Source organism: Janthinobacterium sp. PSRC1-1 (assembly GCF_049897525.1).
Lineage (GTDB): Bacteria > Pseudomonadota > Gammaproteobacteria > Burkholderiales > Burkholderiaceae_D > Janthinobacterium > Janthinobacterium tructae.
In genome coordinates this window covers 93,253-115,151 of sequence record NZ_JAFCWK010000015.1, presented here as the reverse complement: position 1 = coordinate 115,151, position 21,899 = coordinate 93,253, and the positions used below count along the sequence as shown (strand labels likewise).

The following is a 21,899-nucleotide window of genomic DNA, read 5'->3' as shown; positions in this document are numbered from 1 at the left end:
ATATTGTCGCAAATACAGCAAAATGGCGTTTTTATTGCCTTGTGCAACAGCAATTGCGCCGCCGCGGCAGCGGAAACCGGCCGCGCTCGCGTATAATTCAAGGTTTGATTTCACCATAGAAGACCAGAACATTATGGAAGCCGAACGCATCAATATCATCTCCGCCCTGCTCAACGACCTGACGGTCCGCGAAGCCGAACTTCGGAGGTATCTTTGACTTCGCTGTCAAGTCGGAGAAACTAGAGCAAGTCAACGAAGAGCTGGAAGATCCGACCGTCTGGAACGATCCGAAACGCGCCCAGGACCTCGGTAAAGAGAAGAAGGCGCTGGAAGCGATCGTCTTCACGCTGACCAAGGCCGATGCCGACCTGCGCGACACCCGCGACCTGTTCGACATGGCCCGTGAAGAAGGCGACGACGAGACGCTCGAAGCGATCGAGCAGGACGTGCAGGAAATCCGCAAGGTCATCGAAAGCATGGAATTCCGCCGGATGTTCAACAATCCGATGGACCCGAACAACTGCTTCATCGACATCCAGGCCGGCGCCGGCGGGACGGAAGCCCAGGACTGGGCCTCGATGCTGCTGCGCCAGTACCTGCGCTATTGCGAACGCAAGGGCTTCAAGGTCGAAATCCTCGAGCAATCCGACGGCGAGGTGGCCGGCATCAAGACGGCCACCCTGAAGGTCGAGGGCGATCACGCCTACGGCTTCCTGCGCACGGAAACGGGCGTGCACCGCCTGGTGCGCAAGTCGCCATTCGACTCGGCCAACGGCCGCCACACCTCGTTTACGTCGCTGTTCGTGTATCCCGAAGTCGACGATTCGATCGAGATCGACGTCAACCCGGCCGATATCCGCGTCGATACCTACCGCGCGTCGGGCGCCGGTGGTCAGCACATCAACAAGACCGACTCCGCCGTCCGCATGACCCATGCGCCGACCGGCATCGTGGTGCAGTGCCAGAACGACCGTTCGCAGCACCGCAACCGCGCCGAAGCGATGGAAATGCTGAAAGCGAAACTGTACGAGCATGAACTGCGCAAGCGCATGAGCGAACAGCAGAAGCTGGAAGACTCGAAGACGGACGTGGGCTGGGGTCACCAGATCCGCTCCTACGTGCTGGACCAGTCCCGCATCAAGGACTTGCGCACCGGTTTCGAGACGGGCAATACCAAGGGCGTGCTCGATGGCGACATCGACGACTTCATCTCCGCCTCGCTCAAGCAAGGCGTGTAAGGATGAACGCATCCGCTCCGGCGCTGGCGAAGCAGGCCTTCCTGTTCGACATGGATGGCACGATCGTCGACAACATGGCCTTCCACACGACATCGTGGCTGGCGTTCTTTGAACGCCACGGCCATGCGCTGGACGCGGACGCCTTTTTCCGCGACACGGCAGGACGGCAGGGACACGAAATCATCGCCCAATACCTGGGCGCGGACGCCGACCACGTCACCCTGCTGGCTGAAAAGGAAGTCGTCTACCGCGAACTGTACGGCCCGCACCTGGCGACGGTGCCTGGTTTCGACCGGCTGATCACCAGCGCGCGCCAGGCTGGCGTCGGGCTGGTGGTGGGCACCGCCGCGCCGGACGAGAACATCGCGTTCACGCTCGACGGCCTGGACCTGCGGCACCGCTTCGACGCCATCGTCGGCGCCGCCGACGTGGAACGGGGCAAGCCGCACCCGGACGTTTTCCTGAAAGGCGCGCTGCTGGCCGGCGCGCTGCCTGAGAATTGCATCGTCTTCGAAGACGCGCCCCTGGGCGTGGAAGCGGCGCGCCGTGCCGGCATGCGCGTCGTGGTACTCACCACCACCCTGCCGGCCGAAGCGTTTGCCGCCTTCGACAACGTGATTGCCATCGTGCCGGATTTCTCCGCACTCGACGTCGACGCACTGTTTGCCAGCGTGGCGCCAGCGCTGGCACCACATCATCAATCATCACCAACGAAGAACACCATGACTACGGATATCCAAGAACAAGCCGCCGCCCCCGATGAAAACAAGATCATCGCCGAGCGCCGCGTCAAGCTGGCCGCACTGCGCGAACAAGGCATCGCCTTCCCGAACGATTTCCGCCCCGAGCACAAGGCGGCCGATCTGCACGCGCAATACGGCAGCAAGACGCGCGAAGAGCTGGAAGCCGAACCTGTCACCGTGGTACTGGCCGGCCGCATGATGCTCAAGCGCGAAGCGGGCAAGAAAGCCGCTTTCGCCACCCTGCAAGACGCTTCCGGCCCGAAAGCCGACGGCCGCATCCAGATCTACGCCACCCTGGACCTCACGGGCGAAGCGGCCATGGCCGCCCTGCACCACTATGACCTGGGCGATATCCTGGGCGTGACGGGCACGCTGTTCAAGACCAAGACGGACGAACTGACCATCAAGGTCACGCAACTGCGTCTGATCACCAAGTCGCTGCGCCCGCTGCCGGACAAATTCCACGGCCTGGCCGATCAGGAAACCAAGTACCGCCAGCGCTACGTCGACCTGATCATGAACGAAGAGACGCGCCGCACCTTCAAGGCGCGTACCGCCGCCATCTCGTCGATCCGCCGCTTCATGGAAAAGAACGAGTTCATGGAAGTGGAAACGCCGATGCTGCACACGATTCCCGGCGGCGCGGCGGCAAAACCGTTCATCACGCACCACAATGCGCTCGACATGCAAATGTTCCTGCGCATCGCGCCCGAGCTGTACCTGAAGCGCCTGGTCGTGGGCGGCTTTGACCGCGTGTTCGAGATCAACCGCAACTTCCGCAACGAAGGCGTGTCGATCCGTCACAACCCGGAATTTACGATGATGGAATTCTACGCGGCCTACACCGACTACAAATGGCTGATGGATTTCACCGAAGCCGTGATCCGCCAGGCCGCCATCGACGCGCACGGCACCGCCACCCTGACCTACGGCGGCCGCGAACTCGATCTGGCCAAGCCGTTCCACCGCCTGACCATCGTCGAAGCGATCAACAAGTACGCGCCGGGCTACACGCCGGAGCAGTTGAACGATGCCGAATTCATCAAGGAAGAGCTGAAGAAATTCGGCGTCAAGCCGTTCGCCACGGCCGGCCTGGGCGCGCTGCAACTGGCGCTGTTCGAAGAGACGGCGGAAGCGCAGCTGTGGGAACCGACCTACATCATCGACTACCCTGTTGAAGTGTCGCCGCTGGCGCGCGCTTCCGACACGGTGGCCGGCATCACCGAACGCTTTGAATTGTTCATGGTGGGCCGCGAGATCGCCAACGGTTTCTCCGAGTTGAACGACGCGGAAGACCAGTCGGCCCGCTTCCTGGCGCAAGTCGCTGCCAAGGACGCCGGCGATGAAGAGGCGATGTTCTACGACGCCGACTACATCCGCGCGCTGGAATACGGCATGCCGCCAGCCGGCGGCTGCGGCATCGGCATCGACCGCCTGATGATGATCATCACGGATTCGCCGAACATCCGCGACGTCCTGCTGTTCCCTCATCTGCGCCGCGAAGACTAATCGCGGACGCAAGCCGATAAAAAGCCGCCTGATCTTGCGATCAGGCGGCTTTTTCACTTGTGCGGCCAGCCGTCAGCCGGCCAGGGTCACGCGCTGGTGGCTGCGGCTGGCCTGCTGCGCCGCCAGTGCCGTGGCCAGCGCGCGCATGCCGTCGTCGCCCGTGGCGGCCGGCTGCCCTTCGCCGCGCATGGCGCGCTGGAAGGCGCGCACCGAGCGCACGTACAGGTTTTCATGCTCGACGGGGATGTCGATGCTGCCGCCGTCGCGCGTCAGGCAGATGCTGCCGACGGGGCGCTGCGTCATCACGCCGGTGGCGAAGATGGTGCCTTTGCTGCCGATGATTTCCACGCCGGACAGCGAATGCGGCGCGTTGTATGCGTCGTGCACCTGCACCAGGGTGCCGTTGTCGAACTCGATGACGGCCATCAGGCCCTCTTCCAGGCCGGCCACCGTCATGCCGCCGCTGGTGGCGCAGGCGGTGACGTGGCGCGGCTCGGCATCGAGCAGGAAACGCAAGGTGTCGACATCGTGCACGAACATGTCGAGCGTGACGCCGCCCGACTCCGGCGCGTCCAGGCGCCAGCCGCGCAGGTGCTGCGGCAGGTTGTTCGCGTGCAGCACGCGGCCATACAGGGGCTGGCCGATCTCGCCCGCGCGTATCAGCTCGCGCACCTTGCCGTGCGTGGCGGCGTTGCGCAGGTGGTGGTTAATCCCCAGCACCACGCCCGCTTCGGCGCAGCCGTCGACCATGCGGCGCGCGTCGTCCAGGTTCAGCGCCAGCGGCTTTTCGCACAGCACGTGCTTGCCCGCGCGCGCCGCCTGCAAGGTCTGCGCCATGTGCCACTCGTTGGTGGTGCTGATGTACACGGCGTCCGCGCCCGGATGGGCCAGCGCCGCATCGAGGTCCGTATAACTGGAGGCTATGCCGAACTGCGCGGCAAAGGCGGCGCCGCGCGCGGCGTCCCGGCTGACCACAGCCAGCACTTCCGCGTCGCCCTGCTGGCGAATCGCGTCGACCATCCATTCGCGCGCCACGGTGCTGGCGCCGACCAAAATCCATCCGATCTTCTTCATTCGATTCTCCCGTTAAAAAGTGTGGCGCAGGCCCAGGTTCCAGGCCTGGTTGCCGCTGCCGTTGTCGGTGGCGTTGCCCACCAGGTAGGCGGCGCCGTTGCGGTTGTCGATATGCGCGTAGGCCGCATACAAGGTGCTGCGCTTCGACAGCGCATACGTGTAGCCGATGCCGATCTGCGCAGCGTCGCCGTTGGCGGCACGCCGGTCGTCGCGCCGCACATACGAGAACAACACGCGGTGCGGACCCACCGGCACGGTGGCGCCCAGCATCAGGTCCGCGCTGTCGACCGTGGTGGCGGCGCCCGCCGTGCTCTTGCTGACGGCCACGGCGCCATGCGCCTTGACCACGCCGAAGTCCCAGGTGGCCCCAAGCACCGTGTTCCTCGCCGTCCCCGCCACCAGCGCGCTTGACAGGGTGTTGGCGTCCTGGTGCGCCATGCGCACGTACAGCGGCCCGCTGGCATAGGTGGCCGCCGCGCCGGCGTAGCGCCTGGCCGAGGCATCGCCCGGTACTTCGCCAAAGCCGTACGCCAGTTCGCCGGAGAGTCCCCCGCGCACGGGCGAGCTGTAGGTGATGCTGTTGTCGACCCGGCTGATGTAGCCGGCCGTGAAGACATTGCTCATCCTGCCCGCAAACCCCAGGTAGAACGGGTCCAGCGCGCCCAGGCTGCTGTCGATGAAGGTGTACTGGCGGCCCAGGCGCAAGGTGCCTGCCGCGCCGGCGAGGCCGACGAAGGCCTGGCGCCCGAACAGCAGGCCACCCTGGGCCGAAGCGCCCGTGTCGGCCAGGATGCCCGCATCCATCGTAAAGATCGCCGTCATGCCGCCGCCCAGGTCTTCGCTGCCCTTGAAACCGAGCCGCGAACCGTTGGCGATGCCGCTCGTTACCTTGAGCACCCTGCCGCCGGCGCCGCCGCTCTCGGACACCACGCCCAGGTCCATGATGCCGTACATGGCCACGTTCGACTGCGCCGAGCACAGGCCGCTGCCAGCGCAAATGATCATTGCCCCTACTAACTTCTTCTTCATCTCTTTTCCTGTCTGTTGATACTGTTCTTAGCTGACCAGATGGCGCGGACGCTCGCCGCGCAGGCCGGCCAGCAGGTTGTCCACGGCCTGCTGCGCCATGGCGTAGCGCGTTTCGTGCGTGGCCGAGCCGATGTGCGGCAGCGCCACCACATTGGCCATGCGCGGCAGCGGATTGTCCGGCGCCAGCGGTTCGCGCTCGAACACGTCGAGACCGGCGCCATGGATGGTGCCCTGCTGCAGCGCCTCGATCAGCGCCGCCTCGTCGACGATGCGCCCGCGCGAGCCGTTGATGAAGATGGCGCCGGGGCGCATCAGCGCGAACTCGCGCCGGCCCATCATGCGTTCCGTCTGTGCCGTCAGCGGCAGCACCACGCAGACGAAGTCGGAGCCGGCCAGCAAGTCGTCGAGCGCCACCTGGCGCGCGCCCAGCGCCGCTTCCACCTCGGGCACCGCTTCGCCATTCACGTACAGCACCTGCATGCCGAAACCCAGCGCGGCGCGGCGGGCGACGGCGCGGCCGATGCGGCCCATGCCCAGCATGCCGATAGTCTTGCCGTGCACGTTGACGCCGTACTGGCTTTCGCCCACGCTGCGCGTCCAGCGTCCCGCCTTGACGAATTCGGCCAGTTCGACGACGCGCCGCGCGCTGGCCAGGATCAGCGCGAAGATCGTGTCGGCTGTCGTTTCCGTCAGCACGTCCGGCGTATTGGCCAGCAGGATGCCCCGTTCGCGCAGGTAATCGACGTCGAACTGGTCGACGCCCACCGAGATGGTGGAAATGATGCGCAGCACTTCGGCCGGGTCCAGCAGTTCGCGGTCCAGGCGCACGCTGGCGCCCAGCAAGCCGTGCGCGCCGCGGATGGCGTCGGCGAACGCGGCGCGGTTGCCCGCATCGATCGCCTCGAAGTACGTCACCTCGCATTCGGCGCGCAGGCGCGCCAGCAGCGGCTCGGCCAGTTTTTTATAGACAACCACATGTTTTTTCACGCGTATTTCTCCTGTTCGATTCAAGATGGGACCAGCGCGTCAAGCTGGGCGCGGGTCGGCAAGCCTTCCATGTCGCCGGCCACCTGGATGGCGAAGGCGCCGACCCGGTTGCCGCGCCGTACGGCATGCGCCAGCGGCAAGCCTTCCAGCAAGGCGCTGACGAGACCAGCCGCGAAGCCGTCGCCGGCACCCACCGTGTCGACCACATTGGCCACGCGCTCGCCCGGCACCACGCCGCTGTCGCCCTCGGCCGTGCGGTAATAGGCGCCCTCGGCGCCCAGCTTGATGACCACCAGGCGCGCGCCCTGTTGCAAATAAAAGCCGGCGACGTCGTGCGGCAGGTCGTGGCCGGTGAGGATTTTTCCTTCGCCCAGGCCGGGCAGCACCCAGTCCGCCTTGGCGGCGAGGCGGTTGATCTGCTCGACCATGACGGCTTGTGAGGGCCACAGCGTGGGCCGCAGGTTCGGGTCGAACGACACCGTGCGGCCATGCTCGCGCATGAAGTCGATGGCCTGGCCGGCGAACGCCAGGCTGGTGGCGGACAGCGCCGCCGCCACGCCCGTGGCGTGCAGGTGGCGCGCGGACAGGAAATAGGCAGGGTCGAAGTGCTCGGGCGCCAGCCGGCTGGCGGCGGAACCCTTGCGGAAGTATTCGACCAGCGGGTCGGCGCCGTTCTCGGCCCGGGCCTTGAGCTGGAAGGCGCTGGTCTGGCCGGCGACGGTGACGACCCGGCTGCAGTCGACACCCTCGGCCTGCACGCTGGCGCGGATGAAGCGGCCAAAGGAATCATCGCCCACGCGGCTCAGCCAGCCGACCTTCAAGCCCAGGCGCGCCAGGCCGATGGCGACATTCGTCTCGGCGCCGGCCAGGCGGCGCGTAAAGTGCGCCACGGCCGCCAAGTCCCCCGTTTCCTCGGCAACGAACATCGCCATCGCCTCGCCGTAGGTGACGACGTCGAGCGCGTGCGCTCCTTGAATTTCCTTTTGACGCGGTTCTTGTTCCCTCATGCGGCCTCCAGCATCCGGATGTAGCGGCCCGTTTCAGCCACCAGGTCGGCGCCTTCGAGCGGGAATTCGATGGCCCGCTGCACGCCCGGCGCGAAGTGCGCGAAGACGGCGCGCCAAGTGGGATCGGCATCGGAAACGGCGCACGCCGACAGCCGGCCCCCGTCCTCCAGAACGGCCTTGCAGTGCACATAGCGCACGTACGGCGCCAGCAGGCGCGCCGCCTGCTGCGCGTCCTCGCCCACCCAGCGCCAGTTGCCGATGTCGAAGGTCAGCCCCACCGGCAGTCCGATGTCGCGCGCCGCCGCCAGGAAGCGCGCCATCGTCGCCAGCGCGCCGCCATGGGCCGTCTGGTCGTTTTCTACCAGCAGCGCCACGGGTGCGGCCGCCAGCTGGGCCTTCAAGGCGAGCAAATCCGGCGCGGCCGGGTAGTGGCCCAGCGACACCTTCAGGTAACGCGCGCCGAGCCTCGCCGCCTCGTCCAGCATCTGCTGCAGCAGCGCCAGCTGCGGCAGGCCGTCCTCGCCCCACAATTCGATGGGCGTGGAATACACCGAGTACAGGCCGCGCGCGGCCACCGCCGCGCCCATGCGCGCCAGGTCGGGCAAGTCGGAAGTAAACAGCTCGCGGCGGATTTCGATGCCGGCGCCGCCCGCATCGGCCACCACGTCGATGAAATGGCTTTGCCCCAGCTGCCTTACCCTGCTTGCGCCGTAGGCCGACGCCGCCACCAGGACGGGGCTCATTTGATCGCTCCCGCGCCGACGAACTGGCGCGCTTCGGGCGTTTGCGGGTTGCTGAAAAACGCTTCCGACGGCCCGCTCTCCCACACCAATCCCTGGTGCATGAAGACGGTGACGTCGGCCATGCGCCGCGCGAACTCCATCTCGTGCGTCACCAGCAGCATCGTCATGCCCGCCTGCGCCAGCTCTTCCATCACTTTCAGCACTTCCTGCGTGAGTTCCGGGTCGAGCGCCGACGTCACTTCGTCGAACAGCATCACCTGCGGTTCCATCGCCAGCGAACGGGCGATCGCCACGCGCTGCTGCTGGCCGCCCGACAACTGCTCGGGATAGGCTTCGCGCTTGTGCTCCAGACCCACCTGTTTGAGCACGCGCAGCGCCGTGGCGCGGCCCTGGGCATCGGGCACCTTCTTGACGATGCGCGGCGCCAGCATGACGTTTTCTTCCACCGTCAGGTGGGGGAACAGGTTGTAGCTCTGGAAGACCATGCCGACATCCTTGCGCAAGTCGAGCAGATGCTCCTGGCGCGCCGTCAGCGTATGGCCGGCCACGACGATGCTGCCGCTGTCGATGGTTTCCAGGCCGTTGATACAGCGCAGCATGGTGCTCTTGCCGGAGCCGCTGCGGCCGATCACGGCGATCACCTGGCCCCGCTCGACGGCGAACGAGACGCCCTTGAGCACATGATTGGCGCCGAAGCTCTTGCTGATATTGTCGATTTCAACGATGGGCATGGAATTTCCTTTCCAGTGAATGGCTGTAGCGCGACAGCGGATAGCACAGCGCGAAGTAGATCAGGGCGACGACGGGGAAGACGATGAAAGGCAGGAAGGTCGCGTTGCTGACCAGTTGCCCTGCGCGCGTCAATTCCACCACGCCGATGATCGAGGTGATCGAGGTATTCTTGATGATCTGCACCATGAAGCCCACCGTCGGCGGCAGCGAATGGCGCAGCGCCTGCGGCAGGATGACGTAGCGCAGCTGCTGGTAGCGGTTCAGCGCCAGCGCGGCCGACGCTTCCCACTGCTGCCGCTGCACGCCTTCGATGCAGCCGCGCCAGATCTCGCCCAGGTAGGCGCTGGAAAAAATCGTCATCGCCGCGCCGGCCGCGATGATCGGCGACAGCTTGTAGCCGAACAGGGCCAGCCCGTAATAGGTGAGGAACAGCACGATCAGCACGGGTGTGCCCTGCACCAGCTGGATGTACAGGGCGCTGATGCAACGCAGGAACGGGCTGCGCGCCGTGCGCAGCAGCGCCACCGCGAAGCCGGCGATACCGCCCGTGATGAAGACGAGCAGCGACAGGCCGATGGTCCAGCGCGTGGCCTCGAGCAGAAATTGCAGGTTATCCCAGGAAAAGTCACTGATCATGTCATGCTCCCATGCGCACCGCGCCCAGACGGCGGCGGCGTTTGAAGACGATCTGGCCCAGCACCCAGAAGCCGAAGCGGAACAGCAGGGCCAGCAGGATGTACAGCACCATCACGACGATGTAGATCTCGAAGCTGCGGAAGGTTTCCGAGTCGAGCAGGTGGGCGGCGGCGGTCAGCTCTTCGGCGGAAATGGCCGACACCACGCTCGAGGCGAGCATCATCAAGGTGAACTGGCTGGCCAGCGCCGGATACACTTTTTCCAGCGCCGGCAGCAGCACCACGTGGCGCATCACCTGCCAGCGCGTCATGCCCAAGGCTTGGGCCGCCTCCAGTTGCGAGGGATGCACGGCGCCGATGCCGGCGCGTACGATTTCCGCCGCATAGGCGCCCAGGTTGACCGTCATGGCGACGAGCGCGGCGCCGTTGGCGTCCAGTTGCAGGCCCAGCGACGGCAAGCCGAAGTAGATGATGAACAGCTGCACCAGGAACGGCGTGCTGCGGATGATCTCGACATACGCGCGCACCACGGCGCGGGCATAGGCGGGACCATTCTTCAGGATGACGGCGGCGCACACGCCCACCGCCAGGCCCAGCACCATCGCCAGGGCGCTCAGGCGTATCGTCAGCGCCGCGCCCCACAACAGGCGGTCCAGCGATTGCATGACGAGTTCGAAATGAAATTCATACGGCATACTCAACTCCTTGTCTACGTGCGCATCCCCGGCGACGCCACCACGGTGGCGCGCCGTACGGAGCAACACTTTTCCTGTGCGGCTTGCGGTATCAGAAGGTCGGCAGCGCCGGCAGCGGCGCGCCGCTCCACTTGCGCGCGATGGCGTCGAGTTCGCCGTTCAGCTTGACGTAGTAGATGAAATTGTTGAGCCACTGGTGCAGCTCGAAGTCGCCGCGGCGCACCGCCATCGAGTTCGGTTGCAGCGAGTAGGTGAAGCGGACCTCGATCTTGCCCGCGCCGCGCGTCTTGATGATGTCGAGCGCCATCGTGCTGGGGATCGAGACGGCATCGACCTGCTTGCTGAGCAAGGCCTGGGTGACAGTGGCGTCATCTTCGAAACGCACGATATTGGTGCCGGCCGGCGCCATGCGGCTCAGCGCCGTGTCGTTCGTGGTGCCGCGCGTCACGCCCACTTTCTTGCCCTTCAACTCGGCCAGGGCCTTGAATTTGCCGCCGACCGGCGCGACGATCGCCAGTTCGAACGCGCTGTAAGGCATGGTGAACATCAGGGTCTTGGCCCGTTCCGGCGTGGGCGCCAGGGTCGCCACGAGGAAGTCGACCTTGCCCGATTCCAGCGACGGCACGCGCGAGGGCGCCGTCAGCGGTACGATTTCCACGGGCAGGTTCAGGTATTTGCCGATCAGATTGGCGACGTCGACGTCATAGCCGACGGGTGCGCCCTTGGCGTCGATGCTGCCGAACGGCGGCGTGCCGCTGACCACGCCGATGGTCAGCTTGCCTTTCTTGATCAAGTCGCCCAGCGTCTGGGCGCCGGCATCGGCCGCCGCACCGAGGGCACACGTGGCTGCCAGTGCGCAAGCCAGTATCTTCGAATAGAACAGTGTCGTCATCTTCATGTTTCCGTCTCCTGTGATCCCGGTACCGGCCTCGTCGAGGCACTTCCGGGAATAGTGTCAAATGGACGATTTATTTCGTCTCTTGCCGTATCACTCCAACTGCATGCCAACCATTGCCCTGCCTGACTATTCACGCCCCTTTCCAGTGTGAAGAAATGCTATGAAACCGGTTCCAAAGCTTGTCCAAAAAAAAGGGCAACGCCCTCTTCCCTTCAATCGCCACTCTTGCCCGCAATTGTCCGCTGGGTGGAATTGCGCACAATCAGCTTGCCTGGCAACAGCACCTCGCGCGGCGGGCATTGCTCGCCCTGCAGGCGCGACAGCATGCACGTCATCGCCGAAAAGCCGATCTCGTACGTCTGCTGCTCGATCGTGCTCAGACCCGCCAGTGGCGACCACGGCAATTCGTCAAAGCCCAGCAAGCCCACGTCCTGCGGCATCCGTAATTCGAGGCGTTGCAGCATCAGCGCCAGTTCCAGCGCCACCATGCCATTCGAGGCCAGCAGCGCCACGCGGCGGCCGCGCCACTGCGCCAGGCAGTGCCGCACCTGCGCGTCGATGGCGGGCCGGTCGTCCAGGTCCACCGCCAGCACTGCGCCCACGCAGCCCGGATGCTCGGCCATCACGGATTGAAAACCCTCGGCGCGCATCAGGCGCGAGCTGACGCCCGTCAAGGGCGGTGCGACGAAGGCGATGGCGTCGAAACCCTGCTCGATCAAGTGTTGGGTTGCCAGGCGGCCGGCCTGCACATTGTCCAGGCCCACCAGGTCGAAATCGGCGCCCTCGATGCGGCGGTCGACCAGCACGATGGGCATGCCCGCCTGCTGCAAGTCGGACGATTCGATGTTGCGCCCCTGCGTGTTGACGATCAGCCCTTCCACGCTGTACGAGCGCAGCGCGGCCAGCGACTGGCGTTCGCGCTGTTCGTCATTGCCGGTGTTACATAAAATCAAGGTATAGCCATGTTGCTGACAGGCCGCTTCCACGCCTTGCAGCACCGCCACCGTGTAAGGGTTCAGCATATCGGCCACCACCATGCCGATCAGGCGCGTGCGTCCGCGCTTGAGGCCGCGCGCCATCTGGTTCGGCTGGTAGCCGAGGCGCGCGATGGTGCTGGTGATCTGCTGGCGGATGTTTTCGGACAAAGCGTCCAGTTCACCGCCGAGAAAGCGCGACACGCTGGTCTTCGACACGCCCGCCTCGCGCGCCACCTGGGCGATGGTCACGGGCCGTGCCGGCTCGCCGGAGAGGGTTTTTTTATTGCCGCGTACTGAATCCAAGCTTGTTCTCCACTACCTGTTGACTTGCATATTTTTATTTTGGAACCGGTTCCAAAGATAGCACCCGCACATCGATGACGCAAGCGATTTGATGACTTGTGGTAGCGAAAGCACACGCTGGGGGCCAAATGTGAAAAGCGCCACCCTCCCCCCCGGCAAACGCAGGGGGCGGGCGGCGCGATGGTGTCAAGACTGTTTACTGGACCACGGTATAGCAAGGCACATACGCCGTGCCCGCCAGCTTCATGCGGTGCTGCGCCACGAAGGATGCCAGCAGCGCATCCATCGGGCCGGCGATGGATTTGTCGCCGTGGATCTCGAAGTTGCCATGCTCTTCGATCGAGCGGATGCCGTCATCCTTGACGTTGCCCGCCACCACGCCGGAAAACGCGCGGCGCAGCTGGGCCGCCAGCAAGTGCGTGGGCTGGTTCTTGTGCAGGCTCAGGTTGCGCATGTTTTCATGCGTGGGCTGGAACGGCTTCTGGAACTCGTGGTCGATCTTCAGCAGCCAATTGAAGTAATACGCGTCGCTGTGCGCCTTGCGGAATTCGCGCACCTGGCGTATGCCTTCGAGCATCTCGCGCGCCACCAGTTCCGGGTCGTCGATGATGATCTTGTAGCGCTGCTGCGCTTCCGGGCCCAGCGTGTCGCTGATGAACTGGTTGATCTGCACGAAATACTCGCGCGAGGTTTCCGGCCCCGTGAAGATCAGCGGGAACGGGATCTCGGCGTTATCCGGGTGCAGCAGGATACCGAGGATATATAAAATCTCTTCGGCCGTACCGGCGCCGCCGGGGAACACGACAATGCCGTGGCCGGTGCGCACAAACGCTTCCAGGCGCTTCTCGATGTCCGGCATGATGACGAGGTCATTGACGATGGGGTTCGGCGACTCTGCCGCGATGATGCCCGGCTCGGTGATGCCGAGATACCGTCCATTGTGCAAGCGCTGCTTGGCGTGGCCGATGGTGGCGCCCTTCATGGGGCCCTTCATGGCGCCCGGGCCGCAACCGGTGCAGATGTCGAGGCCGCGCAAGCCCAGCTGGTAGCCCACTTCCTTCGAATAATTGTATTCGGCGCGGTTGATCGAATGTCCGCCCCAGCAGACGACCAGGTTCGGGTTGAGCTGGGTTTGCAGCACATTGGCGTTGCGCAGGATGTGGAAGACGGCGTCCGTCACGCCTTCCGTGCTCTGCAAGTCGAATTTCGGGTTGCCCGTGACTTCATCGCTGACGAAGATGATGTCGCGCAGCACGGCAAACAAATGCTCGTGGATGCCCTTGATCATCTTGCCATCGACAAAGGCGATGGCTGGCGCGCCCTTGATGTCGAGCTTGATGCCGCGCTCGCGCTGGATGATGGAGATTTCAAACGATTGGTAGCGCTCCAGCAGGGCGCGGCCATCGTCGATGGTGCTGCCGCAATTCAAGACCGCCAGCGCGCAGCGGCGGAAAGTGTTGTACAGGCCGCCCTGGCTGGTGTCGAGCAGTTTGTTGACTTCAGTCTTGGAGAGCACGTCCAGGCGGCCTTCCGGTGAAACCAGAGTATCGATAACGTCGTGTTCCATAATGCGAAAAATTCCTTTAAAAATCGATGCTCGAAGGTCTTGCAACCTTAATATACGACAAGTCGGGCAAGTTGTGCTGTGCCGCCACAAAATCGCCCGGGCCGCCCTTGCCTGCAAACCGGTTTGATTAATATGAAACAGTCATTCTTGCTAATGCGAATGGAAACCTTCGCTCAGCGCAATTTGTAGATTAGAATGCCTGCCTATTGGAATTCCCGTGCGTGAGGTTCTTCATGAGAGTCCCCGCCGCCCGCAGGCTTCCATAAGTTTGTTGTATCGATTGACTATAATAATTTTTCAGGAGGAACCGCATGAGCGGTGCGACTACGCCCAACAAGGAAGCCGTTATTCCCGAGTTCAAGCAGATTATGGGCCATCCAAGCCCATTGTGGATGTTGTTCATGACTGAATTCTGGGAACGCTTCGCGTTCTACGGAGTTCGCTGGGCGCTGGTACTGTACATCGTGGCCCAGTTCCATGCTGGCGACGGTTCGGGACAGGCAGCGGCCAACCTGACCTACGGTTCCTTCCTCGCGCTGGTGTACGCCGGCGCCCTGTTCGGCGGCTACATCGCCGACCGCGTCATCGGTTACCAGCGCTCGATCCTGCTGGGCGCCATTTTCATGGCAGCCGGCCTGTTCTGCATCTCGGTGCCGAACCAGGACATCTTCAACCTGGGCCTGGCCACCATGATCGTCGGTAACGGCATGTTCAAACCGAACATCTCGACCATGGTCGGCAAGCTGTACACGACAGCCGATCCGCGCCGCGACAGCGGCTTCACGATCTTCTACATGGGTATCAACATGGGCGCCATGGTCGCGCCCGTCTTCACCCAGTGGCTGGCCGAGTCGATCTTCGGCACCAGCGCCATGCCTTCGTACAAGATGGTCTTCATGGCGTCCGGTTTCGGCATGCTGATCAGCCTGGTATGGTTCTTCATCGGCCGCCGCGCCCTGAAGGGCATCGGCGCACCGGAAGCCGGTTCCGGCAACCCGATGCGCGTCGTCTGGGTCGCCCTGGGCTGCCTGTGCGTGATCCCGCTGATGTACTTCCTGCTGACCGTCGGCGCTGAAAAACTGCAAATCGTCCTGACCGTGCTGTTCGTCGGCCTGGCCTTCATGCTGATGATCGAAGGTATCCGCAACGGCAAAGTGGCGCGCGACCGCGTCATCGCCATGCTGCTGATCTTTGTCTTCAACATCCTGTTCTGGATGTTCTTCGAACAGGCTGGCAGCTCGTTTACCTTCCTGGCTGACAAGATCGTCAACCGCGACCTGGGCTTCTGGATCTTCCCAACCGCCTACTTCCAGACCGTCAACTCGGTTGCCATCATCGTCTTCGCGCCTCTCATCGCCGCCGTCTGGGTCTACCTGGCACGCCACAACGTCAATCCATCGATCCCGCGCAAATTCGGCCTGGGCTTGCTGGGCAATGCGCTGGCCTTCGGTTTGCTGATCTTCGCTCTGTCGAGCCTGGTTGGCGCCGATAACAAGATCCCGTTCTGGACCCTGACCACCGTCTACGTGCTGCAATCGATCGGCGAGCTGTGCCTGTCGCCTATCGGCCTGTCGATGGTCACCAAGCTGGCGCCAGTGCGCCTGGTGGGCCTGGGCATGGGCGGCTGGTTCCTGTCGACCGGTATCGGCAACAACCTGTCGGGCATCTTCGCCAGCCACGTCAGCGGCACGAGCGGCATGTCGGTGCAGTCGGCCCTGTCCGGCTACACCTTCGGCTTCTGGTCCCTGCTGGGCGCCGGCGTGATCCTGTTCCTGATCGCACCGCTGATCAACAAACTGATGCACGGCGTGAAGTAAGCGTTCTGCCCTGGATAAAGACGGCGGCCTGCGGGTCGCCGTTTTTCATTCCAGCGCCGGCTTTCCCCTTGCCGGGCGGTACAATACCGCCAGGGCCGATGGCCACCTCAATCAAATTACAGAAAAATCTCATGTCCAGCATCTCCACCACCTCGCCCCTCTCCGACGACGAATACGCCGAACTCGACACCCTGCTGGCCGCGCCCGCCCTGGCCGGCGCCGCCATGGACGTGTCGATGCTGGAAGGCTTCCTCACGGCCATCGCTCTGAGCCCGAAACAGATCACGCCGGAACAATGGCTGCCATGGGTCTGGGACAAGGCGGCCGGCAGCGCCTTGCCGGCACAGGACGAGGCCAGCGAACGGGCGGCCAGCCTGGCGCAGCGCCATCACGCTTACATGGTCGAATGGCTGGCGAAGGACCCGGACAGCTTCGAGCCCATCTACGTCTGCGGCCCCGAATGGAGCGTGAGCGCCTGGTGCGCCGGTTTTGTCCTGGGCACGAGTCTGGACAAGCCCCAGTGGGCGGCCCTGGCCGTCAGCCACCCGCAATACCTGGCGCCGTTCCAGCACCTGGCCACGGCCAGCGAACTCGATGACGATGCGGCCGAAACGGCCATGGATGGCGTGATTCCTGCCGTCATCGCCATCAACGCCGCCTGGGCGCGCCAGCGCCACCTGAAAAGCCAGGCGCAAAGCCAGTCCGGCGCCACCGTCTTGCGCGAACTACCCAAAACGGGCCGCAACGACCCGTGCCACTGCGGCAGCGGCAAGAAGTACAAAAAATGCTGTGCCGACGCCGATAGCGCGGCGAACTAAGGCAGCACCTCCTTGCGCCAGCTGCTGACGGCCATCCTGCGCTTCCTGCTGCGCCACGCGCTGCAGTTCGCGCTGTTCATCGTCATCCTGCTGGCCGGACGCCTGCTGCTGGCCGAATGGCGCGCCTACAGCGCCGGCAGCGAGGCCGTCGCCGTACTGCGCCAGGCGTCCGACAGCGCCGGCAGCCATGGCGCCGGTCTGGCCGCTGCCGCCACGGCGCGTGTCAACGCCCTGACACATGCTTCGCAAACGGCCATCGCCACCCGCCTGGCGCAAGTGCAGGCGCAATTGAGCGCCTTGCGCGCGCGCCAGCGAGCGTCGCTGTTCACCCTTCCCCTGCCCGACACGCACACGCTGGCCTTGCACGCGCAAGAGGAAGCGGCGCGCCGCGTGGAAATCGAAGTGCTGGCGCAGGAAGCCCGTTATCTGAGCGCCCTGCAAGCGGCGGTCAAAGGCGAAGATGCGCGGCACACCTTGGCGCGCCTGCAGGCGGAACACGTCAACGCGTATGCCGCGCTGCAGCACAACCTGGCCCAGCGCCGGCAACTGGAAGCGCAGCACCCCGTGGTGGCGCGCCTGCCTGGCAGCGACGCCTACGCGCAGCTGTCGCGGCTCGAAGCCGAGGGGCAGCGCCTGCGCGAGATCAACCTGCAAGCGTATCGCGCCTGGGCGGCGCAGCGCGCGCGCACCAACAATGCGGCCCGCCCCACGCCATTCGCCATCGATGGCGTGGCGCTGGCCGGCGCCCTGACTCCCGTACAAGAGGCGATTGCGGCCGGCGAAACGCAACTGGCGCGCAACTGGATCGCCCGCTGGCGCGCGCCCGTGCTGGACGTGGTGCCCACGGCCGCCCTGCTGGTGCTGTCGGCCATCCTGCTGCCCGTCGCCATCAAGGCCTTCTTTTACTTCGTGCTGGCGCCCCTTGCCGCGCGCTTGCCGCCGCTGTCGATCGCGCGCGAGCTGCAAGCCGGCGATGCCAGCCTGCCCCTGCCGCCGCGGGGCGCATCGCGCATTTCCGCCGTCTCGCAGGCATTGCTGCTGCAGCCGGGCCAGCAGATGCTGATCCACCCCGCCTACCTGCAGTCGTCGCCCGTCAGCAGCACCAAGCGCACGCAGTGGCTGCTGGACTGGCGCTTTCCATTGACGAGCCTGGCGGCCGGCATGGCGGCGCTGACGCGGCTGCACAGCGACGTACCCGCATCCGTGACGATTTCCGCCAGCGACGATCCGCTGCTGGAAATCGCCGTCGTCCACCTGCCAGCCGGCAGCGCATTAGTCTTCCAGCCGCGGGGCCTGGTGGGACTGGTCTGCGACGCGAACCAGCCGCTGGCCATATCGAGCCACTGGCGCCTGGGCAGCCTGCACGCCTGGCTCACCCTGCAGTTGCGCTTCATCGTCTTTCGCGGCCCCGTCACGCTGATCGTGCGCGGCTGCCGCGGCGTGCGCCTGGAGCGGGCCGGCCAGGGGCGCTCCATCAGCCAGTCCGCCACCCTGGGCTTTAGCACCGGCGTGCTGTACTCGACGATGCGCAGCGAAACCTTCCTCCCCTACCTGCGCGGCCAGCAGGCGCTGCTCAACGACCGCTTCGACGGCGACCACGGCGTCTACCTGTACGAAGAAACCCCGCGCCACGGCAAGCAGCCGGGCAAGGTCGGCAGCTGGTTCGAGGGGTTCACGGACGCCATTTTGAAAGTGTTCGGCATCTAGCCGGAGAAACCATGATGAACGACTTCCTGTTTGCCGATTTTCTCGAGGACCATGCCACGTATGCGGCGGTACAGGCCTGGTGGCAGGCGCGCCTGGCCTTCCTCGACGGCCAATGCGCGCCGTATCTGCGCACCGCGTTTGCGAATGGCCAGCCGTTTCATGACGGCAATCCCATCGTCAACCTGGCCGACCGGCGCAGGAAAAAGTCATCGTACTGACCTTGACGCAGGCAACGGCGCAGCGTGCCGAGGATGAACTGCGCGCCTGGTTCATGCCAGGCGAAGGGCAGCACCATCCGGCACAAAATCCGGCTGCAGCAAGCCATAGACATGCAGATCAACAAACACGCCATTTAACAGCTCCCCCTGCCGCAGCACGCCTTCGTGCATAAATCCCAGCCGCCCGGCCAGCGCCATGCTGGCATGATTGCTTGCCGCGCACTGCAATTCGATGCGGTGCAACTGCAGCGCGCCAAAGGCATGCGCCAGGACGGCGTGTACCGCAGCGCTGGCGATGCCCCTGCCCTAGAACTGACGGGCCAGGTAATAGCCGATTCTGGCATTGCGGTCCGCTGTGTCGATGTCTTTCAGGCGGATGCTGCCGCATAAAGCTGTGCCGGAAAAAACATGCCATTCCAGCACTTCACCGCTGGCGGCGCGCGCGGCAGCGGCTTCCAGATAAGCCCTGGCATCGTCGACGCACGCCAGTTGCACCACGGCGGGAAGAAAAGCGTGCAGGTGTTCACGGTTTCCCCCCACCAGGGTGGCGAGCGCTTCGGCGTGTTCAGCAAAGGTTGGAACAATAGCGATATCAGGAAATGCGGAAAGAGTCCGATGCATATATCTCTGGCGGGCCGGTAAAGTTAAACAAGAAACGCGCATCCATATCGCTACGCCGCGATCGAATGCGACACCGTCAACCACTCGCCCGGCTGCAGCTGCGCCGCCGCCTCGCGGGTGGCCAGCACGCTGTCCGGGTCCAGGTCGGAGCGGTTCAGCTTGTAGGAATAGGCAAAATCGTCGGCATCGAATGCCTGCCCCGCCTTGACGTAATACTTGAAGCCGACAAAGGAGTCGGGATTGGTGACGACCGTGTATTCAAGCGTGACGCTGTTCATGGCGGGCCTCGTCGACGTTGGTAGAGTGTCCATTATGCGTCAATTCCGGCGACAGCGATGCGCGCGCTGATCCTTGCGGCAAGTCAATAGCCCGGCCCGCTGCCGGCGCTACAGTAGCCTGAGCCAACCACCAACTGGACTGCCATGCGCGCCTTGCTCGCGAAGATCAGGAACACTCTGGCGCCGCCAGCGAGCCTGCCGGCGGCGGCGCGCATGGAGCGCCTGTCGGACCGGCGCGGCCTGCCCGCCATCGATCCCGGCCCGCAAGCCGTCGTCAAGGCCTGCACCGCCTGGCTATGCGCGGCGCAAGACCATTCCAGCTCACACGACGGCGGCGTCGCGCGCGATTACAGCCTGCTGACAGGCTGGTCGAGCTCCTATCCGGAGACCACCGGCTACATCATCCCCACCATGATCAGCGTGGCGCAGCACACGGGTGACGCCGCCCTGCATGGGCGCGCGCGCCGCATGCTCGACTGGTGCGTGTCCATCCAGTTCCCGCAAGGCGGTTTCCAGGGCGGGAAGATCGATTCTCTGCCACGCGTGCCCGTTACCTTCAACACGGGCCAGATCCTGCTTGGCCTGGCCGCCGGCGTGGAGGCGTACGGCGCGGCCTACCAGGACGCCATGCAGCGTGCGGCCAGATGGCTGCGCGACAGCCAGGATGCCGACGGCTGCTGGCGCCGGCATCCGACGCCGTTCGCCGGCCCCGGCGACAAGGCCTACGAAACGCATGTGGCCTGGGGCCTGTTCGAAGCGGACCGCATCGCGCCGGGCCACGGTTATGGCGCGGCCGGCTTGCGTCAGGTCGACTGGGCATTGAGCAAGCAGCGCGCCAACGGCTGGTTCGATTCGAACTGCCTCGACAACCCGCTGCTGCCTTTGACCCACACCATCGGCTACGCCTTGCGCGGCCTGCTCGAAGCGCACCGCTTTGCGGGGCGCGCCGACCTGCTCGACGCCGCCGTGCGTACCGCCACGGGCATCGCCAGCGCCGTGGCGGCCGACGGCTACCTGGCCGGCCGCCTCGGCCCGGACTTCCAGCCTGGCGCCGATTACGCCTGCCTCACGGGTTCCGTACAAAATGCGCATTGCCTGTTCCTGTTGTATCGGCTCACCGGCGAGCGGCGCTACCTCGACGCCGGGCGCCGCCTGAACCGTTACGTGCGGCGCTCGATCAGCATCGACGGTCCCGCGCACGCACGCGGCGGCGTCAAGGGCTCGTTTCCCGTCGATGGCGACTACGGCGCCTGGGCTTACCTGAACTGGGCCGCCAAGTTCTGCATCGATGCGAACCTGCTGGAACTGGAACTGGCACGGGAAGCCGGCGATGCTTGAAGCGGCCAAGCGCGCCGCCAGGGCCGCGCTGGAAACGTGGCGCCGCGCCGACAGCGCCCGGCACATGCGCCACAGCGCACCCCACGTGACGCGCACCGCCTTGACCACCGGCCTGGCGCGGCTGGGCATCGCGCAGGGAGACACGCTGTTCGTGCATTCTTCGCTGAAAAGCCTGGGCTATGTGGAAGGCGGCGCGGCGAGCGTGGTCCATGCCCTGCAGGACGCCGTCGGCCCGCAAGGCACCCTGCTGCTGCCCACCTACTATCTGCCCGGCGGCACCGTGCGCGCCACCTGTGACATGAAAGACTATGTGTTCGACCCGCGCCGCCACGGCACGCACATGGGGAGGTTGCCGGAAGCGTTTCTGGCAAGCGGCAATATCCAGCGCAGCATCCACCCGACACACTCCGTGTCCGCGTGGGGCCGCCATGCCGCCGACCTCACCGAGGCGCACCACCGTGCACCCTCGATCTTCGGCATGGGCTCGCCCTGGCAGCGTTTCATCGGCTGCGAGCACGCCAAGGTGCTGGGTCTGGGCATTTCCATGGGGCCGGTGACGTTCTATCACGCGCTGGAAGACGCCATGGGCGACGCCTTTCCCGTGCCCGTGTGGGAAGACGAGACAACGCTGCTGGCCTGCCTGGACCACGCCGGCCGGCGCTGGGAGGTGCCCGTGCGCCCTTTCGATCCGGCAGTCGCGCAGCGCCGCATCGACCATCCCGGCCGCGGCGATCTGCGCGACTATTTTGCGCGCGAATTCGATGCCGCCGGCCTGCGCGTGAACGGGCAAGTGGGCGATGCGGCGTCGTGGGCCATCCCGGCGCAGGCATTTTTCGAGCACCTGGGCCAGCTGGCGTCCGAGCACGTGACGATCTACGCCAGCGCGGCGCAGCTGGCGGCGCGGCCCATCGGGCGTGCATAAAAAAACCGCCCGGTGCGATCCGGGCGGTTTTCCTTGGAGTGCC

Annotated in this window: 23 protein-coding genes and 1 pseudogene; 10 read left to right on the top strand and 14 right to left on the bottom strand. The window is 64.9% G+C overall.

The window, feature by feature from the left end:
- The first annotated feature begins 22 nt into the window (after positions 1 to 22).
- The 4 genes and pseudogenes from ACP7DW_RS25255 to lysS all read left to right on the top strand — a co-directional run bounded on the left by ACP7DW_RS25255 (position 23) and on the right by lysS (position 3,490).
- A complete protein-coding gene (locus tag ACP7DW_RS25255) occupies positions 23 to 217 on the top strand; it encodes a hypothetical protein (RefSeq protein WP_426057256.1) in 195 nt (64 codons plus the stop codon).
- Positions 134 to 1,238 (top strand): peptide chain release factor 2 gene (gene prfB / locus ACP7DW_RS25250; RefSeq protein ID WP_426057245.1). Its coding sequence is split into 2 segments (ribosomal slippage): positions 134 to 214 and positions 216 to 1,238, totalling 1,104 coding nucleotides; the frame shifts between segments, so codons are not numbered across the junction. The genes ACP7DW_RS25255 and prfB overlap by 84 nt, the downstream gene beginning before the upstream one ends.
- A gap of 2 nt (positions 1,239 to 1,240) precedes the next feature.
- A pseudogene (locus tag ACP7DW_RS25245) lies at positions 1,241 to 1,795 on the top strand (HAD family hydrolase); the annotation flags it as partial.
- 165 nt (positions 1,796 to 1,960) lie between these two features.
- A complete protein-coding gene (gene lysS, locus ACP7DW_RS25240; protein ID WP_141169778.1) occupies positions 1,961 to 3,490 on the top strand; it encodes a lysine--tRNA ligase in 1,530 nt (509 codons plus the stop codon).
- 72 nt (positions 3,491 to 3,562) lie between these two features.
- Here the strand turns inward: lysS and ACP7DW_RS25235 are convergent, their stop codons facing one another.
- The 11 genes from ACP7DW_RS25235 to ppnN form a co-directional block, all read right to left on the bottom strand.
- On the bottom strand, positions 3,563 to 4,564 hold the full coding sequence (locus tag ACP7DW_RS25235; protein ID WP_426057244.1) for a Gfo/Idh/MocA family protein: 1,002 nt from the start codon (positions 4,562 to 4,564) through the stop codon (positions 3,563 to 3,565).
- Between the two features lie 12 nt (positions 4,565 to 4,576).
- A complete protein-coding gene (locus ACP7DW_RS25230) occupies positions 4,577 to 5,593 on the bottom strand; it encodes a porin (protein ID WP_426057243.1) in 1,017 nt (338 codons plus the stop codon).
- A gap of 27 nt (positions 5,594 to 5,620) precedes the next feature.
- On the bottom strand, positions 5,621 to 6,580 hold the full coding sequence (locus ACP7DW_RS25225) for a 2-hydroxyacid dehydrogenase (protein ID WP_426057242.1): 960 nt from the start codon (positions 6,578 to 6,580) through the stop codon (positions 5,621 to 5,623).
- A 20-nt stretch (positions 6,581 to 6,600) separates the two neighbouring features.
- Positions 6,601 to 7,587: a sugar kinase gene (locus tag ACP7DW_RS25220; protein ID WP_426057241.1), complete on the bottom strand. Its 987-nt coding sequence runs from the start codon at positions 7,585 to 7,587 to the stop codon at positions 6,601 to 6,603.
- Positions 7,584 to 8,330 (bottom strand): sugar phosphate isomerase/epimerase family protein, encoded by a 747-nt coding sequence (locus tag ACP7DW_RS25215; RefSeq protein WP_426057240.1) that lies wholly within the window; start codon positions 8,328 to 8,330, stop codon positions 7,584 to 7,586. Before ACP7DW_RS25215 ends, ACP7DW_RS25220 begins: the two co-directional genes overlap by 4 nt.
- A complete protein-coding gene (locus ACP7DW_RS25210) occupies positions 8,327 to 9,061 on the bottom strand; it encodes an amino acid ABC transporter ATP-binding protein (protein ID WP_426057239.1) in 735 nt (244 codons plus the stop codon). Before ACP7DW_RS25210 ends, ACP7DW_RS25215 begins: the two co-directional genes overlap by 4 nt.
- Positions 9,048 to 9,698: an amino acid ABC transporter permease gene (locus ACP7DW_RS25205; protein ID WP_426057238.1), complete on the bottom strand. Its 651-nt coding sequence runs from the start codon at positions 9,696 to 9,698 to the stop codon at positions 9,048 to 9,050. The genes ACP7DW_RS25210 and ACP7DW_RS25205 overlap by 14 nt, the downstream gene beginning before the upstream one ends.
- A gap of 1 nt (position 9,699) precedes the next feature.
- Positions 9,700 to 10,392 (bottom strand): amino acid ABC transporter permease, encoded by a 693-nt coding sequence (locus tag ACP7DW_RS25200; protein WP_034782948.1) that lies wholly within the window; start codon positions 10,390 to 10,392, stop codon positions 9,700 to 9,702.
- A 91-nt stretch (positions 10,393 to 10,483) separates the two neighbouring features.
- Entirely contained in the window at positions 10,484 to 11,290 is an 807-nt protein-coding gene (locus tag ACP7DW_RS25195; RefSeq protein WP_426057237.1) for a transporter substrate-binding domain-containing protein, read from the bottom strand.
- Positions 11,291 to 11,502: 212 nt separating this feature from the next.
- Positions 11,503 to 12,570 (bottom strand): LacI family DNA-binding transcriptional regulator, encoded by a 1,068-nt coding sequence (locus tag ACP7DW_RS25190; protein WP_426057236.1) that lies wholly within the window; start codon positions 12,568 to 12,570, stop codon positions 11,503 to 11,505.
- A gap of 196 nt (positions 12,571 to 12,766) precedes the next feature.
- Positions 12,767 to 14,137 carry a nucleotide 5'-monophosphate nucleosidase PpnN gene (gene ppnN, locus ACP7DW_RS25185; protein ID WP_426057235.1) on the bottom strand — a complete coding sequence of 457 codons (1,371 nt, stop codon included), beginning with the start codon at positions 14,135 to 14,137 and terminating at the stop codon, positions 12,767 to 12,769.
- Between the two features lie 311 nt (positions 14,138 to 14,448).
- Here ppnN and ACP7DW_RS25180 point away from each other — a divergent pair, with 311 nt between their 5' ends.
- From ACP7DW_RS25180 to ACP7DW_RS25165, 4 genes are all read left to right on the top strand, one after another.
- Positions 14,449 to 15,954: a peptide MFS transporter gene (locus ACP7DW_RS25180; protein ID WP_141169787.1), complete on the top strand. Its 1,506-nt coding sequence runs from the start codon at positions 14,449 to 14,451 to the stop codon at positions 15,952 to 15,954.
- Between the two features lie 131 nt (positions 15,955 to 16,085).
- Positions 16,086 to 16,772, top strand: coding sequence for a UPF0149 family protein (locus ACP7DW_RS25175; RefSeq protein WP_426057234.1), 687 nt, complete (start codon positions 16,086 to 16,088; stop codon positions 16,770 to 16,772).
- 12 nt (positions 16,773 to 16,784) lie between these two features.
- Complete coding sequence (locus ACP7DW_RS25170) at positions 16,785 to 18,479, top strand: hypothetical protein (protein ID WP_426057233.1); 1,695 nt, start codon at positions 16,785 to 16,787, stop codon at positions 18,477 to 18,479.
- A gap of 11 nt (positions 18,480 to 18,490) precedes the next feature.
- Entirely contained in the window at positions 18,491 to 18,697 is a 207-nt protein-coding gene (locus ACP7DW_RS25165) for a hypothetical protein (protein ID WP_426057232.1), read from the top strand.
- A gap of 51 nt (positions 18,698 to 18,748) precedes the next feature.
- Here the strand turns inward: ACP7DW_RS25165 and ACP7DW_RS25160 are convergent, their stop codons facing one another.
- Genes ACP7DW_RS25160 through ACP7DW_RS25150 form a run of 3 tightly spaced genes read right to left on the bottom strand, consistent with a single transcriptional unit; the run spans position 18,749 to position 19,596 of the window.
- The gene (locus tag ACP7DW_RS25160) at positions 18,749 to 18,994 is read right to left on the bottom strand and encodes a GNAT family N-acetyltransferase (protein ID WP_426057255.1); all 246 of its coding nucleotides are present in this window, start codon (positions 18,992 to 18,994) and stop codon (positions 18,749 to 18,751) included.
- A gap of 9 nt (positions 18,995 to 19,003) precedes the next feature.
- A complete protein-coding gene (locus ACP7DW_RS25155; RefSeq protein ID WP_426057231.1) occupies positions 19,004 to 19,360 on the bottom strand; it encodes a hypothetical protein in 357 nt (118 codons plus the stop codon).
- Positions 19,361 to 19,368: 8 nt separating this feature from the next.
- Positions 19,369 to 19,596 carry a hypothetical protein gene (locus ACP7DW_RS25150; RefSeq protein WP_426057230.1) on the bottom strand — a complete coding sequence of 76 codons (228 nt, stop codon included), beginning with the start codon at positions 19,594 to 19,596 and terminating at the stop codon, positions 19,369 to 19,371.
- 144 nt (positions 19,597 to 19,740) lie between these two features.
- On the opposite strand from ACP7DW_RS25150, the gene ACP7DW_RS25145 reads away from it, so the two are divergent.
- The gene (locus ACP7DW_RS25145; RefSeq protein WP_426057229.1) at positions 19,741 to 20,934 is read left to right on the top strand and encodes a hypothetical protein; all 1,194 of its coding nucleotides are present in this window, start codon (positions 19,741 to 19,743) and stop codon (positions 20,932 to 20,934) included.
- On the top strand, positions 20,927 to 21,856 hold the full coding sequence (locus ACP7DW_RS25140; protein ID WP_426057228.1) for an AAC(3) family N-acetyltransferase: 930 nt from the start codon (positions 20,927 to 20,929) through the stop codon (positions 21,854 to 21,856). Before ACP7DW_RS25145 ends, ACP7DW_RS25140 begins: the two co-directional genes overlap by 8 nt.
- Positions 21,857 to 21,899 lie beyond the last annotated feature (43 nt).